This is a genomic window from Metabacillus sp. FJAT-52054 (assembly GCF_037201815.1).
In the GTDB taxonomy this organism is placed as follows: domain Bacteria; phylum Bacillota; class Bacilli; order Bacillales; family Bacillaceae; genus Metabacillus_B; species Metabacillus_B sediminis.
In genome coordinates this window covers 1,946,689-1,961,302 of record NZ_CP147407.1, presented here as the reverse complement: position 1 = coordinate 1,961,302, position 14,614 = coordinate 1,946,689, and the positions used below count along the sequence as shown (strand labels likewise).

Sequence of the window (14,614 nt, the reverse complement as noted above, 5' to 3'; positions counted from 1 at the left end):
TAAAACAAAATACACAATTTCATTGTATAGTTGTGAAAAATACTTGTCAAGCCAGTCATCCTGCCCTTTTTGCCCGCTTCCTGCCGGATTGTCTGATTTTCATTTCTGTAAACAGAAAAAAAGAGGGAGAACATCCCTCTTTCCGCTGCTTTTGCATTGAATCTTACTTAATCTTCCAGTTCAAACAGTTCCTCTTCCTCTTCAGGAGGAGCTTCTGCTGTTGCATCGAGATTGTAGTGATCTCTAATTTGCTGATGGATGACAGAAGCGATGTTTGGATTTTCTTTCAAAAAGATTTTAGCATTTTCACGGCCCTGGCCAAGACGCTCTTCATTATAGGAATACCAGGATCCGCTCTTCTGAACGATATCAAGGTCCGTTCCCATATCGATAATTTCCCCTTCTCTGGAAATCCCCAAGCCATACATAATGTCTACCTCTGCCGTTCTGAACGGTGGAGCCACTTTATTTTTTACAACTTTGATTTTTGTTTTATTTCCCATTACGTCATTGCCTTGCTTAAGCTGCTCAGCACGGCGGACTTCCAGACGGACAGAGGAATAGAATTTTAACGCGCGTCCCCCGGGAGTTGTTTCAGGATTTCCGAACATAACGCCAACTTTTTCACGGATTTGGTTAATAAAGATGGCAATTGTCTTGGATTTGCTGATTGCGCCGGACAGCTTTCTTAGAGCCTGTGACATTAGACGCGCTTGAAGACCTACATGGGAGTCTCCCATTTCCCCTTCAATCTCCGCCTTTGGCACAAGGGCAGCAACTGAGTCAATAACCAGAATGTCTACTGCACCGCTTCGCACAAGCGCTTCTGCGATTTCAAGAGCCTGTTCGCCGGTATCTGGCTGCGACAGAAGAAGTTCGTCTATGTTTACGCCAAGCTTTTGCGCGTAAACGGGATCAAGAGCATGCTCAGCATCAATAAATGCAGCTTGTCCTCCCTGACGCTGAACTTCAGCGATTGCATGCAGAGCTACCGTGGTTTTACCAGAACTCTCTGGCCCGTATGTTTCAATAATACGGCCGCGCGGATATCCGCCTATTCCCAGTGCAACATCCAGTGCCAGCGATCCGCTCGGCACAGTGGAAACTTTACGGTCCGTCTGCTCTCCAAGCTTCATAATGGAACCTTTACCAAACTGTTTTTCTATCTGTTTAAGCGCCATATCAAGGGCGGCTTGACGATCATTCATGTAACGTTCCTCCTCTAATCTTTAACCTATCATTACTATATCTCTTTTTATATCATTTGCCAAGAAAAAAGTCGAACACTTATTCGTTTTTTTGGTATATCGTGTTTGGAAATCGTTTTTTTCCTTAGGGAAAAATAGATTTTTAGGAGGCGTATTTTTAGTAAAAATGCATTTTACGCACATGGGGCAGGATGGCAAGAGCTGTTTTCCGCACAAGGGATGCCTGCTTCCCGCTCAGAGGGCGGTAAGCATACAATACTGGTTTCTGCCTTAGCAGAATAGGAGAAAACCGCAATTTGCCAAAAAGAAAAACACACAGCTCAAAGCGCTGTATGTTTTTCAAGGTGTTTCATCAGGAGCCTGCAGCCGTACTTGACGGATCTTTTTCGGATTCCGTCTCTGCTGCCGGCGAGCTTCAGTTCATGGACCTCCGTCTGAGCTTCGGAGGCGATCCCGATATAAACGGTTCCGACAGGCTGGTTATCCATCGGTTCCGGGCCAGCTACGCCTGTAAAGCTGATTCCGATATCACTCTCTGCCAGACGGCGGATGTTTTCGGCCATTTCCTTCGCACACTGCCCGCTCACTGCACCGTGGTTTTCAAGAGTTTCAGGCTTGACGTTAAGGAGGTTTTGCTTCACAGAGTTGGAGTAGCATACAATCCCGCCCTTCAGCACACTTGAAGTTCCTTTAACTGTAGTGAGCTGTTCTGAGAATAATCCGCCCGTCAAGCTTTCGGCAGAAGAAATCGTGATTTTTCTCTCAATAAGACGGTCCGTCACTTCCTGAAGAAGGCTTGTGCTCTCATACCCGTAAAAATAATCGCCTACCCGTGCATTAATGGTTTGCTCCAGCTCATTCAAAAGCTGGGTTGCTGTCGTAGCCTCTTTATGTCTCGCGGTCAATCTCAGCGTTACTTCGCCATCTCCTGCCAAGGGAGCGATCGTCGGGTTAGTCTGACCGTCAATCAGGTCCTCAAGGTCTGCTTCAAGCTGTGATTCGCCAATGCCGAAATACCGGAGCACTCTGGACATGATTTTTTCCTGTTCGCCAAGCAGCTCCAATAGATAGGGCCGGGCATAATTGGAGAACATCGGCCTCATTTCAGACGGGGGCCCCGGCATGAGGATATACACAATTCCATCCGCTTCCAGAGCCATCCCCGGTGCCATTCCCGTATCATTTTTCAAAATATGCGACCCTTCAAGGACGAGTGCCTGTTTCCTGTTATTTTCAGACATCGCCCGGTTTACCTTTTTAAAATAATCCTCGATTGATGCCATGGCATCGTTATCTGTAACCAATTGGACATGTAAATGCGAGGCAATGGTTTCCTTCGTTAAATCATCTTTTGTAGGTCCAAGGCCGCCCGTGAAGATAATGACGTTCGATCTGGTCTGAGCCGTTTCAATGGCTGCTTTCAGCCGGCCTGCATTATCACCGGTTACTGTATGGTAATACGTATTAAAACCCATTTCTGCAAGTTCACTGGAAATAAACTGGGCATTTGAATTGACAATTTGTCCGAGAAGAAGCTCGGATCCTACGGCAATGATTTCAGTTTTCGTATTCATAGCAAGCTCCTTTTTCTTTTATTTAGAGTTTAATAAAGCATTTTTGTTTTTAGCGAAATAGTCCCAGCCTGAAATAATCGTAAAGAAGACAGCCACCCAAAGTGCAAATTGGGCAAAAGGAATATGTAATGGTTCAAACGGAAAGTTGTTAAGCAAAAGAGCAGAAATTGCGATGATTTGAGTCCATGTTTTGATTTTGCCAAGCGAGTTAGCCGCTACTACTTCTCCTTCATTGGCAAGAATCAGTCTGAGCCCGGTAACTGCAAATTCTCTGCTGATAATGATAATAACCATCCAGGCAGGCGCGAGCCCCATCTCAACAAGGATAATAAGTGCTGCAGAAACAAGCAGCTTATCTGCAAGCGGGTCCAAAAACTTCCCAAGGTTTGTTACAAGATTGTACTTCCGTGCATAGTAGCCGTCGATCCAATCTGTAACGGAAGCGAGAATAAACAGCAGGGCGCCCGTGAACTGTGAAGCAGGCATTTCAGTTCCTAAAATCGATACCATTCCCCAATCGAAAGGATACAGCATAATAAACATAAACACCGGGATAAGCAAAATACGTGAAACCGTGATTTTATTAGGTAAATTCATTTTTTTCTACTCCTTCATCCGGGATCTGCATCTGGGAGATACCCTGCAAACTTTTGATAAATGGCAAGAAAAGCCATCAGGATGATGACTTTTCTGCTTTTGTATACGTAATGGTAATGGATTGAGTCATCTTTTTAGAAGGGTCTATTACGTATTTCAGAGGTTCACCGTTTACTTTAATGTCTGTATTCGGCATGTTTCCAATACGTATTTTCACTTCATTTTCATTGCTTGCATCAATTTTTTGCGATTTGCCGCTGTTCAGCACGCCGGAAAAAAAAGATTTGCCTTTACTGTTTTTGACGCCAATCCAAGTAGATCCTTTTGCTGAGATTTCGATTTCCAGTTTCTCTGCTCCGGTTACAGCATAGGAGGAAGAAGCTGAACCCGTTTCTTTGCCGCTGATCGCTTGCTTTGGTGCAGGCGGTTCTACTTTGGCAGGTTCTGGCTCGGGAGCGGGCTTTTCTTCAGCTTTTTCATCCGTATCCTTGTTTTTCAAAGATTCATCCATCTTCACTTCTGAACTGATTGATTCTGACTTAGGCTTAGCGGGCTCTTCACTTCCGCTGCTGTTTTGATTCACCATCCAAATAACGACTGCAGCCGCTACAATCAGGAGGATAATCAGAAGTTTGGGGAGCAGGTCAATGGCTTTTGATGCACTCTCTGGTAGCTCCCTTTGCGTTTGCACCCTTGAAAGCTGGCCTGGAAGTTCATCCTGGCCGCTGTCCGGAACATCTTTTTTGTAATCTTCAAATAGCTGATCAGGATCCAATCCGACTGCTTCAGCATACTGCTTAATAAAAGCACGCACGTAAAATTGGCCAGGCATTATTTTATAATTGCCCTCTTCAATTCCGATCAGATATCTTTTTTGGATCTTCGTCATCGTTTGCAGATCGTCCAATGTTAATTGCTTTTCTTCCCTCGCTTGCTTAAGGCGATTTCCTAATTCACTCAACCGTAACACCTTCCATAATTAAAAATCAAATCCAGAAAAAGCCGACTGATCGAGCATTTGCGGCTCTTCAGCGTCTTCATATGTAATTTCTTCATCCGGGTCATTGCGAAGCTCAATGACATAATCAAAGTCTTCCAAAGTATATTCCGTATTCTGGACAAACACATCTGGGTGTTCCACAATTTTTGTTGCGGAAAGGCGCATTATTTCACGTACAAGCTGCAAATGCCGTTCTGTCCCTCTCCGGGTTGAAACAATTCCATCAATTATAAACAAATTATTGGCATCGTATTCATCAGCGATGAGCTGGCTTCGAAGCGTTTGTTTTAAAAGGGTTGAGGATACAAAAAGCCACCTTTTATTTGCGCACACACTTGAAGCTACGATCGATTCCGTTTTCCCCACTCTTGGCATACCGCGGATTCCAATCAGCTTATGGCCGTCCTGCTTCATCAATTCCGCGAGAAAATCCACAAGCAAACCGAGTTCATCCCGAACAAATCGGAAGGTCTTTTTATCATCTGCATCACGCTGTATATAACGTCCGTGTCTGACGGCAAGCCGGTCCCGAAGCTTCGGCTTCCTTAATTTAGTCACAGTAATTGTATCCATTGTATGTAAAATCGATTCAAGACGTTTAATCTGGTCGTTATGTTCACATTTTAGCAGGAGTCCACGACGGGAGTCGTCAACACCATTAATTGTCACAATATTTATGGAAAGCATACCCAGCAGGGAAGAAACATCCCCCAGTAAACCAGGCCGGTTTTTCTGAATTTCATATTCCAAGTACCATTCTTCCTTTTGCAAGGAGAATCCCCCTTTCGATTGAGGCGAAATGTACCTATAAGTTTATAATAAAGCATTTTCTCGTAATAAGAAAGAATAATTCCCTAAACCTCTTAATGCAGGAAGAAGCTGGCTAAGGATCTTCCTGATAAAATAACCCTTACAGGTGATTTCCCTTCAGGAACTTCTTCTTAAACGGGATATTCGGACGAGAGTTCAAAACTTCATACATGAGAGGTCTCATATAACCCCGCTCTTTTAAATGAGCTCATATCGCTCCAATCTGCAAATGGAGAAAAATCAGCACCATAACCATGCCAAATAAAAAAAAGAGAGGCAGCGCCTCCCTTTTTTAGTGTGTTCCTTCAGTTCCGTTGTTGCCGACAAGCTTCACCATCATGTTCGCAATTGCATGCTGCTCTTCTTCACTTGCAACGCTCCATAAATCAGCAAGAACTTTTTCCTGATCATTTTTGGAGTCTACTTGGTTTGCAAGGTATCCGCCGATTTCATAAGCAAGTCCAGAAACCGTTTCACGGCTCATTCCGCTGTTTTCAGCATGATGAAGACGATCTCCAAGGAAATTCTTCCATGAATCCCAATTATTCAATACGGACATTGTTCATTCCTCCAGTCCAAAAAATTGATTACAAGGTTAGTTTTGCTGATTTGAATGTTTTTATGCACCATCCCCCGCTTTTTTCCTTAATTCCATCCGCCATTCACAGAGAGGATGTGACCGGTTATGTATGAAGATTTTTCTGATGCTAAAAAACAGACGGCATCTGCAATTTCTTCCGGCCTGCCGATTCTGCCAGCAGGAATGTCATCAGCCATTTCGCGCAAATCTTCTTCAGTGAAGCGGCTTAGCATGCCGGTGTCTACAGCTCCCGGAGAAACTGCGTTTACGCGGATGCCGCTTGGTGCAAGCTCCTTTGCCAGCGCTTTTACGAATGTGTTTTGACCGCCTTTAACCATTGAATATAAAACTTCGCAAGAGGCTCCTTTTTCTCCCCAAATGGATGTAATGGCAATAATGGACCCTTTTTTTGCAGAAACCATATTCGGTATTAAGGATTTAGCCAGAAGAAACGGACTTGTAACATGAAGCTGGACCTGCGCTTGAATTTCTTCATCATCCAGATCCGTTATAAGACCATAAGGAGCCGTTCCGCTGGACAGAACAAGGAGCTGAATCGGATGGGTGATTTTACCGAGCAGCCCGTTTACTCCGTCTTTTGTGGACAAATCACCCTGTACCGGCAGACAGCTGATACCTTTGTTCTCAAGCTCCTTTTTCAGGTGCTCCGTCTTCTCCTTGCTGCGGTGATAATGCAAATACAAATTCCAGCCTTCATCCGCGAGCTTGGCGGCAATTTTGGACCCTATTCCCCCGCTCGCTCCAGTAATAAGCGCATATTTCAACTCTGTTTACCTCCTTGCACAAGAATACCGGCTGATGTCAGCCGGTATTCAAAAAAAATTATTTGTCTTCCTTTTTTGGAACAACCGTAAAGACGGTCATTTGCTTTTCATCTGCGAACTGTTGTAAAAGAGCATCCGCATCCTGCTTTGTTATCTGCTCGAGAACCGGTACAACATCAAACAGGTTCATATCATTGAATGCATAGCGGGTGAATTGATTGGCAATGTACTCAGGAGAATTGACGGAACGCAGAAATGCTCCAATCCTTTTTTTGATCGCTGTATTCAGCCGTTCCTGATCCACGCCTTCTTCCCTAGCCTTGAATAAAATTTCTTTTGTTTGCTTGGCAAGCTCCTCGGGCTGATCGGTGTCTCCGCCAATCATCGCAAATCCGAAGGTCTCCTCTTCCGTGTAATCATAGCTGAAGGTATCATCTATTAACCCGTTGCTGTACATGGTTTGAAAATGACTGGAGCTTTTCCCGAAGAGCACATCAAGCACCAGGTTAGCCGTCAATTCTTTTTTAAGAAGCTCTTCCCCGGATAAACCGGTCTCTTTTGCCTTGATGCCAACGAGACATTTCGAAGACTGAACGTTCATTGGAAGCTTTTCGTCCTTTTTATCCACCTCTGCTTTTTCAGAGAGTTCAGGACGCTTAATGGTTTGAGGCTCTTCAAACGTTTTCTTTTTCTGATTTTCTCTAACCTGCTTTAAAACACGCTCAGGATCAACCGGGCCGGTAACAAAAAGCAGCATATTGCTCGGATGATAAAACGTATGGTAGCACTCATACAGCAAATCCTTCGTGATATGAGAAATAGATTCAACTGTACCGGCGATATCAATTTTCACAGGATGCTTTTCATACATGTTTTCAATTAATCCGAAATATAAACGCCAGTCCGGGTTATCATCATACATGTTGATTTCCTGTCCGATGATTCCCTTCTCTTTTTCTACTGACTTTTCTGTAAAATAAGGCTCCTGAACGAAATCAATTAACGTTTCCAGGTTTTTCTCGGCATCTGATGTGCTTGAGAACAAGTAGGCGGTTCGTGTAAACGATGTAAAGGCATTAGAGGATGCCCCTTGCTTGCCGAATTGCTGAAAAACATCCCCATCTTCTTTTTCAAAAAGCTTATGCTCAAGAAAATGCGCAATTCCATCCGGAACCTTTTTCATTTCTTCCTGTCCAAGAGGCACAAATTCGTTATCAATGGAACCATATTTGGTGGTAAAGGTTGCATAAGTCTTATTAAATCCTTTTTTGGGCAGTACATAAACATTTAATCCATTGTCCATTTTTTCATGATACAGCTCTTCCTGAAGCTGCTCAAACTGTATAGGCTTACCCATTGTTTTGTGCCCCCTTTCCTTTAAGAAAATAAATGGTATCCAGCTCGATTTTAGAAGCTGATTCCACTACCTCTTCTTTCGTTACATGGCTGATGCCATCTAATAGCTCATCAAATGTACGTTCAGAGTTGGCTGCAACATTCTGATACAGAATTTCGCTTAGTCCATAGCTCGTATCGATGGTTTCCAAAAGCTGATTTCTGATGACGCCCTTTGTCTGATTCAAGTCATCATCCGTAAAATCGCCGTTCTTCATCGCTGCCATCTGCTCTTTAATAATGGAGACAGCCTGATCATAGTTACCCACTTCAATACCTGACATGACCATTAAGAGACCTTTATGGGATTCAACCCTTGAAGCAGCATAGTACGCAAGACTTGCTTTTTCCCTTACATTTATGAACAGCTTGGAATGAGAGAATCCGCCGAATATCCCATTGAAAACCTGAAGTGCAAAATACGAATCATCGTTATACAAGCAGTTGGTCCGGTATCCGATATTTAATTTCCCCTGCTTAACGTCTTCTTCTTCAATGACCTCTTTTTCCTCAACATGCTGCTTGCTTGCTTGTTCGGTTTCAGGATAGGCGTGGGTGTTGGCAGAGAAATCAAAATATTTCTTTACCATTTCCCCCGCAGCAGCTTCCTTAAAATCTCCAATCAGGTATAAATCAAGCTTATCTTCTTTAAGGACCTGCTGGTAATACTCATAAACATTTTCCGCAGTCAGATCATCAGCCTGATCCTTCTCTCCGTTTACATGCAGAGCGTAAGGCTCATTTTTGCACATTTCCTGCACGAGCCTAAGATTGGAATATCTCATTTTATCATCGTAAGCAGCCTGGATCCGCTGTTTAAGTGTCCGTATTTCTTCCTTTACTATTCCATCATCAAAAGCGCTGCCCTTTAATAGCGGGCGCAGCAGGATATCCGACAGAAGGCTGATCGCCTCTTCAAGCAATGGCGTTTTCTCGGATAAAAATTTTTCATTGGCTACTTCCATCCGAAACGTGATAATTTGATTTTCCCCTTTTTTAGAAAGGTCCGCGAACAGGGATGCTCCATAAAGTTCATCCAGATGATTTCGCAGTTCGCCAGTGGTACGGAACCTTTCAGTTGCCCTTTGTAGAATAAAAGGAAGAATCGCTCGTTTTGTCACATTTTCTTTTTTAAGGGGGGCCATCATCTTTAGGACGAGGGTGTTCGTTTTGTATTTATCCGTTTTTACGGTATGAACGGTGATTCCATTCAGTTTTGTTTGCTTTTCCTGAAAAAAAGACATACATTCACTCCTCAGTTTAAGGATTATCCTTTGTAGTTTAGCCTTTTTTGTTTTAAATGAGTCCATTCGTACCAGTAATTATACCAAGTAGAGGAACATTTAGGAAATGAGGAGACTTTGTCTTTAAATATACGCACGATTCGTATCGGCTTTAACTCAAATCCGTAAAAGAGCCTGCTTCCTTTGTTTAGAAATAATTTGCTCATAGCTGATTCCCGCTGCTTCCTCAAAAGACGCGCATCTCCCTCTCCAATCAGCCTATCCTTATTGTACAAAGTACCAATACCACAAAAAACAACCCCCTGGGCTGCATTTAAAATGCGTCCCAGGGGGTTGTTTTCAATACAAGTCCCTCAACAGGACAATATTAAGATTCACGTTTTCCCATAAACGGCCACCAATTGGCCTTATCAAATGTCCTGACCATAACAGGAACAAAGATTGGCAGGATGACAAAGGCATACAAAATCAATCCTGTCAGTACGAGGGTTGCAATCTGCAGCAATGAAAGAACACCAGATGGCAGCATGGCAGCGAACGTACCGGCTAATATAATGGCTGCCGAAATAATGACGGTCCCCATATTGCGCATGGCAGTAATCATCGCTGATTTTACGTCCATTTCCCTATATTCATTAAAGCGGTCCATTAAGAAAATCGAATAATCAATTCCTAAAGCCATAAGTATAACAAATCCAAAGAACGGAACAGCCCAGTTGATCCCGTCATACCCGAGCAAATCTACAAAGATCCATTCTGAAATCGCACTGGATGAATAATACGTTATTAGGAGGGAGCCTACAAGGTAAACCGGCATAACAAATGATTTCAGAAGAATGATCAAAATGATCAGAATCGCTGTAATCATAAATAAAACCGTTCTGTTATAATCCGCGTCCGAAATCTGCTTTAAATCCGCATATGTGCTGGTCACACCCGAAACACCCACCGTAGCGTTCTCAAGCTTTGTGCCTTTTACAGCACGTTTCACTGCTTCTTCAACTTCATCCATTTTAGCCAAAGCATCATTTGAATATGGATTTACTTTTAAAACAACATCCATTGTTGTCAATGTTTTATCTTCTGACATATATTCATTAAATACCTGCTGAAAATCCTTATTCTTCAGAACATCATCGGGCAAATACCATCCATCTGCATTTGAACTTGATAGTCCGTCCAAGTAAGTTTCCGCCTCATTTAATCCGCCGGAAACTTGATTTAATCCGTTGACGCTGTCATTCAGGCCTTTCGTCAAAGAGCCAAGCTGTGTGGAAAACGGACTTAGACCGTTTTTCAAATCCGTCTGCCCTTCGGCAAGCATCCCCGCTCCAGCTTGCAGCTTAGGAAGCTCGCTGATGACTTTGTTTTGACCATTGGATGCAGCTTTCAGCCCATCAGATAACTTGCCTAATCCTGCTGAAAGCTGTACAAGTCCTTTTTGAAACTCTTTTTGCCCTTTATTCACTTCAGCAAGACCGGCATTCGCTTTTTTAAGTTCAGGCAAAGCTGCTTTTAGTCCTGATGACAGTTTTTCTGTCGCACCGCTTAGTCCGGTAAATCCTTTTTCCAATCCAAGCACCGTTCCATATACAAGCTGATAATCCGGGTCATTTTGAATGTTTGGATAGGCCGGATTCACAGCGAGCCTGTTCAGCGGCTCTTTCAATCCTGATAAAGCTTTCTGTGAATCTTTCACCCCTGCATCAACAGCCGTTAAACCGTCTGATAATTGACCAAGCTGTTTCCCCGCTTCTTCATAGCCTGCAAGAATGGCACTGCTTCCTTTAATCAGCTGATCCACACTGTTTTTAGCTGTATCCACTTGTTTTTTTATTTCGAGTGAACCGGCTGATCCTTGATTCATCCCATTTTCAATTTGCTCCAGTGCCGTTTCAATTTCACCGACCCCGCTCTGCAAATCCGTGGAACCTTTGATAAGCTGATCAATTCCAGAGGTAGCTTCCTTCAGTTTTGGTTCAGATCCTGACAGTTGCTTTGAGGCCTCATTCAGACCCTTCCCAATTTCCTGAATTCCATCATTTCCTTTTTGGATTCCTTTGCCAAGCTCCTCAGCCTGACTGGCTACTTCTAAATCCTCAAGTTCATCTCCAAGCGGCCTTGTTGCACTTCTTACTTTATCGATGTCTTCGATTTGATCGAGGTCCCCGCTTATTTTCTCAATGGTTGCCAGATTTTCCTTATTGTTAAGGGGCTGGTCATCCTTGATAACAATCGTTGCGGGCAAAGATTCACCCGGTCCGAAGCTGTCGGAAATCATATTAAACGCCTTTACGGATTCATATTTATCTCCTATCTCATCAAGCGAATTAAAAGAAAGGCTTCCGTCATATTTGATCAGTGCAGGAGAAATGATGGCAGCAATGATAAGCAGCGCCACGATTGGCCTTTTAAAGGAGAATCGGCCTGCCCACTCCCAAGACCGGCTTTCAGCATGCTTAATATTGCCTTTAAGCGGCCAAAACAGATTATTGCCGAGCACCATCATAAAGAAAGGAACAATCGTCACTAATGCGACAATCAGGAAGGCAATTCCTACTGCCACGGCAACAGCGGATTGATACAGCTTAAATTCCGCAAATGCGATGGACGCGAAGCCTGCAAATACGGCAAGGCCGCTGAAAATAACCGTCCTTCCAGCTGTCTTGAACGTTTTAATGATTGCCTCCGTCTTTTCTTCCCCATGGCCTAATTCTTCCTTAAACCGGCTGAGAAGCAGAATGCAATAATCTGTTCCGATCCCGAACATGACGGCAACCATAAAAATCTGCGTAAATGTCGATAGCGGAAAATTGAAATACTCCACGAAGTAAGATACAACAGACTGACTTACCAAGTAAGCAACACCTACTGTTACCAGAGGGATAATCGGAGCGATCAGGGAACGGAAAACAAGAATAAGCACAACGAGGATGAAGGCAACGGTAATGTACTCCGTCTTCTTTAATCCCTCCTGTGAGCTGTCAACTACGTCTTTATCAATCAGCTCACTGCCGGTCATATAGGAGTCGACTTTATATTGCTTTAGTTCCTTTCGAATTTCACCAGCCATTTCAGGAACCGTTCTCTTGCTGTCTTCCAGTGTTACGGCAGCAAGAATCGTTTTTCCATCTGAGGACACCATTTGTTTTTCCAGTTCTTTATTATTGAAATGGCTCGTGATCGCCTGAATGTTCAGCTCTTTGCGGTTTTTTTCTAAGTCTTCCACCGCTTTTTGAATTTCGCTTATTGCTGACGAACTGAGCTTTTTGTCATCATGAAAAACCAGGGCAAGCGCCGCTCCATCCCCTTTAGACTGATCCTCAAGAAGATCACCGGCTACAGATGAAGAGTAGCCGTCAGGAACAGAAATTTGTCCTTTTTCCGCTACGAGATCTCCCATATTTGGTGCAGTCATCATAAGAACAGCTGCTGCCGCTACCCAGAATACAAGCAGAATCCATCTTAACTTGATTATTCCTCTCATTGTTCATTTCCCCGTTCTTTTTCCGCCATACTGGCTGAGATTTTTTCAAACACAGTTAAAAAAGTATCAATCTCTCCCTCGGACAGCTCAGTCAAATAACCGGAAACATATTTCTGTATTTGCTGTTCCCCTTTTTCATACACGACCCGGCCTTTTTCGGTGCTCTCCAGAAAAACGTTCCGCCGGTCCTTTTCATCGCGGATTCTTTCGACCAGTCCTTTTTGAACCAAACGTTCAATCATGGCAGAAATGGCACTTTTATTTACTCCGCACATATCCGCAAGCATGGTTGCCTGGCAATTGGGATACATGGTGATGTAACGCAGGATCTGGTACTGCTCAATAGTGATATCCTCGAGCACTTTTTCTGTGACAATAGCGGTTACTCTTTTTGCCGCAAAAAAATAAACCTCCTCATACCTATGTATAAAGGCTTTGATTTTTTCTTCATCCAATATAGTTCACCTCTTTAACCATTCACTACATAAACTATTAAAAAGGCAGGCAGGCTATTCTGTCAAGAACTAACCGGCTGTTAAATTACAAAATAAAAAACTCCCCCTTTTTACGGGAGGAGTTTTCAAGTTAAGCCTTGTTTATGCGCAAGGCATCATGTGGTCTTCAGCTTAGCAGGCTGATTCTTGTCCTGCGGTTTTATAAAGAACAATCCAATCAAAAGGGCAAGAAAGCTAAAACCAATCGATACATAATAAATCCAGTGCTCTGATCTAGGCATGATGGCAGCATACAAAGGCGGCCCCGCTGCAACACCGATAAATCTCATGGAGCTGTAAAAGGAAGTGATCGTCCCCCTGTGCTCTTGCTCGATTCCTTCTGTAATTAAAGCATCTAAGGACGGAAGGGCTATACCAATACCAACTCCGCTAAGAACTAGAAAAACAATTAAAAAGGCAAAGCTGTGCTGAATGCGGATGGCTATAAAAGATAAAGCCAAAAGCCCCATTCCAAATGAAATAAGCATTTTCATCAAGTGCTTTTTGTTTCCGATTTTTTTCCCTGCAACATATGAACTAATGGAGAGCGCAAGGAGTGGAATAGCCAGCATAAATCCTTTAGCAACACCATCTATTCCATATTTGTTCTCCAGTGTATCGGACAGGTAAAAAAGAATGCCGAATAAAACAAGCATAATGATTCCGCCGATGGCAAAAATGGCATAGAGCCACCTTCCGCTTTTCTGAAAAATTCCTTTCACACATTGCAAAAATTCTTTGAAGGTCTGAGTTTCTTTTTCCTTCTTTGGAACTTTTACTAAAAAGAAAACAAGCAGAACTCCCGCAATGCTGAAAAACGGAATAAACCAAAAAGGCATGTACCATACAAAGCTTGCTAAAAACGCCCCAATAATCGGACTTAGCACCTTGCCGGCTGTATTGGCCGTTTCTATCAATCCAAGACCAGAACTGATTTGCTCATCATCATCAAACAGATCGCCAATTAAAGGAATGACTACAGGTGCGGCTCCGGCAGAACCGATCCCCTGAAGAATTCTGCCTGCCAATATCCACATAAACGGATTTCCAGCATTTGTGGAAGCCCAGGCAGATAACGCTCCTCCAGCCCCGGCAATGAGAAGACAAGGAACGATAACCGTTTTCCTTCCAATCCGGTCTGACAGGTATCCTGCAAGCGGGATGAGCAAAATTGCTACGATTGAATAAACCGTGATGATAAGTGAGACCTGAAAAGAGCTGATTCCCAATTCCTTCTGAATAGCCGGTAGTACCGGAATCAACATTGAATTCCCAAGTGTCATGACGAGCGGCACGGAGGAAAGTGCAAGTAAATTTAATTTGTTCGAATCTGCCATATCATTCACCCTGCTTATTTATTCGATAACAACATTGTTCCGTAAGTACGGTGTTATTATGCAACCAGGAAATGACAGGCTGAGGACGTAGCAAGACCATTGT

The 14,614-nt window shown here is 43.3% G+C and carries 12 protein-coding genes; all 12 read right to left on the bottom strand.

The features are described 5' to 3' along the window. Positions 1–167 precede the first annotated feature (167 nt). Positions 168–1,208 carry a recombinase RecA gene (recA, locus tag WCV65_RS10285; protein ID WP_035411730.1) on the bottom strand — a complete coding sequence of 347 codons (1,041 nt, stop codon included), beginning with the start codon at positions 1,206–1,208 and terminating at the stop codon, positions 168–170. Between the two features lie 320 nt (positions 1,209–1,528). Continuing rightward, positions 1,529–2,782 (bottom strand): competence/damage-inducible protein A, encoded by a 1,254-nt coding sequence (locus WCV65_RS10280; protein ID WP_338781987.1) that lies wholly within the window; start codon positions 2,780–2,782, stop codon positions 1,529–1,531. 18 nt (positions 2,783–2,800) lie between these two features. Continuing rightward, on the bottom strand, positions 2,801–3,379 hold the full coding sequence (pgsA, locus tag WCV65_RS10275) for a CDP-diacylglycerol--glycerol-3-phosphate 3-phosphatidyltransferase (RefSeq protein WP_035411734.1): 579 nt from the start codon (positions 3,377–3,379) through the stop codon (positions 2,801–2,803). A gap of 76 nt (positions 3,380–3,455) precedes the next feature. After that, positions 3,456–4,340: a RodZ domain-containing protein gene (locus WCV65_RS10270; RefSeq protein ID WP_035411736.1), complete on the bottom strand. Its 885-nt coding sequence runs from the start codon at positions 4,338–4,340 to the stop codon at positions 3,456–3,458. Positions 4,341–4,358: 18 nt separating this feature from the next. Beyond that, positions 4,359–5,150, bottom strand: coding sequence for a YmfK family protein (locus WCV65_RS10265; RefSeq protein ID WP_338781984.1), 792 nt, complete (start codon positions 5,148–5,150; stop codon positions 4,359–4,361). A 331-nt stretch (positions 5,151–5,481) separates the two neighbouring features. Then, on the bottom strand, positions 5,482–5,748 hold the full coding sequence (locus WCV65_RS10260) for a DUF3243 domain-containing protein (protein ID WP_035411740.1): 267 nt from the start codon (positions 5,746–5,748) through the stop codon (positions 5,482–5,484). An 86-nt stretch (positions 5,749–5,834) separates the two neighbouring features. Beyond that, positions 5,835–6,554 carry an SDR family oxidoreductase gene (locus tag WCV65_RS10255; RefSeq protein WP_338781983.1) on the bottom strand — a complete coding sequence of 240 codons (720 nt, stop codon included), beginning with the start codon at positions 6,552–6,554 and terminating at the stop codon, positions 5,835–5,837. Between the two features lie 58 nt (positions 6,555–6,612). Continuing rightward, positions 6,613–7,911, bottom strand: a complete 1,299-nt coding sequence (locus tag WCV65_RS10250; RefSeq protein WP_338781982.1) for a pitrilysin family protein — start codon at positions 7,909–7,911, stop codon at positions 6,613–6,615. Then, positions 7,904–9,193: a pitrilysin family protein gene (locus WCV65_RS10245; RefSeq protein ID WP_338781981.1), complete on the bottom strand. Its 1,290-nt coding sequence runs from the start codon at positions 9,191–9,193 to the stop codon at positions 7,904–7,906. Before WCV65_RS10245 ends, WCV65_RS10250 begins: the two co-directional genes overlap by 8 nt. A 367-nt stretch (positions 9,194–9,560) precedes the next feature. Beyond that, positions 9,561–12,680 (bottom strand): MMPL family transporter, encoded by a 3,120-nt coding sequence (locus WCV65_RS10240; protein WP_338781980.1) that lies wholly within the window; start codon positions 12,678–12,680, stop codon positions 9,561–9,563. Beyond that, complete coding sequence (locus WCV65_RS10235) at positions 12,677–13,135, bottom strand: MarR family transcriptional regulator (RefSeq protein WP_035411752.1); 459 nt, start codon at positions 13,133–13,135, stop codon at positions 12,677–12,679. The genes WCV65_RS10240 and WCV65_RS10235 overlap by 4 nt, the downstream gene beginning before the upstream one ends. Before the next feature lie 155 nt (positions 13,136–13,290). Beyond that, positions 13,291–14,511, bottom strand: coding sequence for an MFS transporter (locus WCV65_RS10230; protein WP_035411754.1), 1,221 nt, complete (start codon positions 14,509–14,511; stop codon positions 13,291–13,293). Between the last annotated feature and the right edge of the window lie 103 nt (positions 14,512–14,614).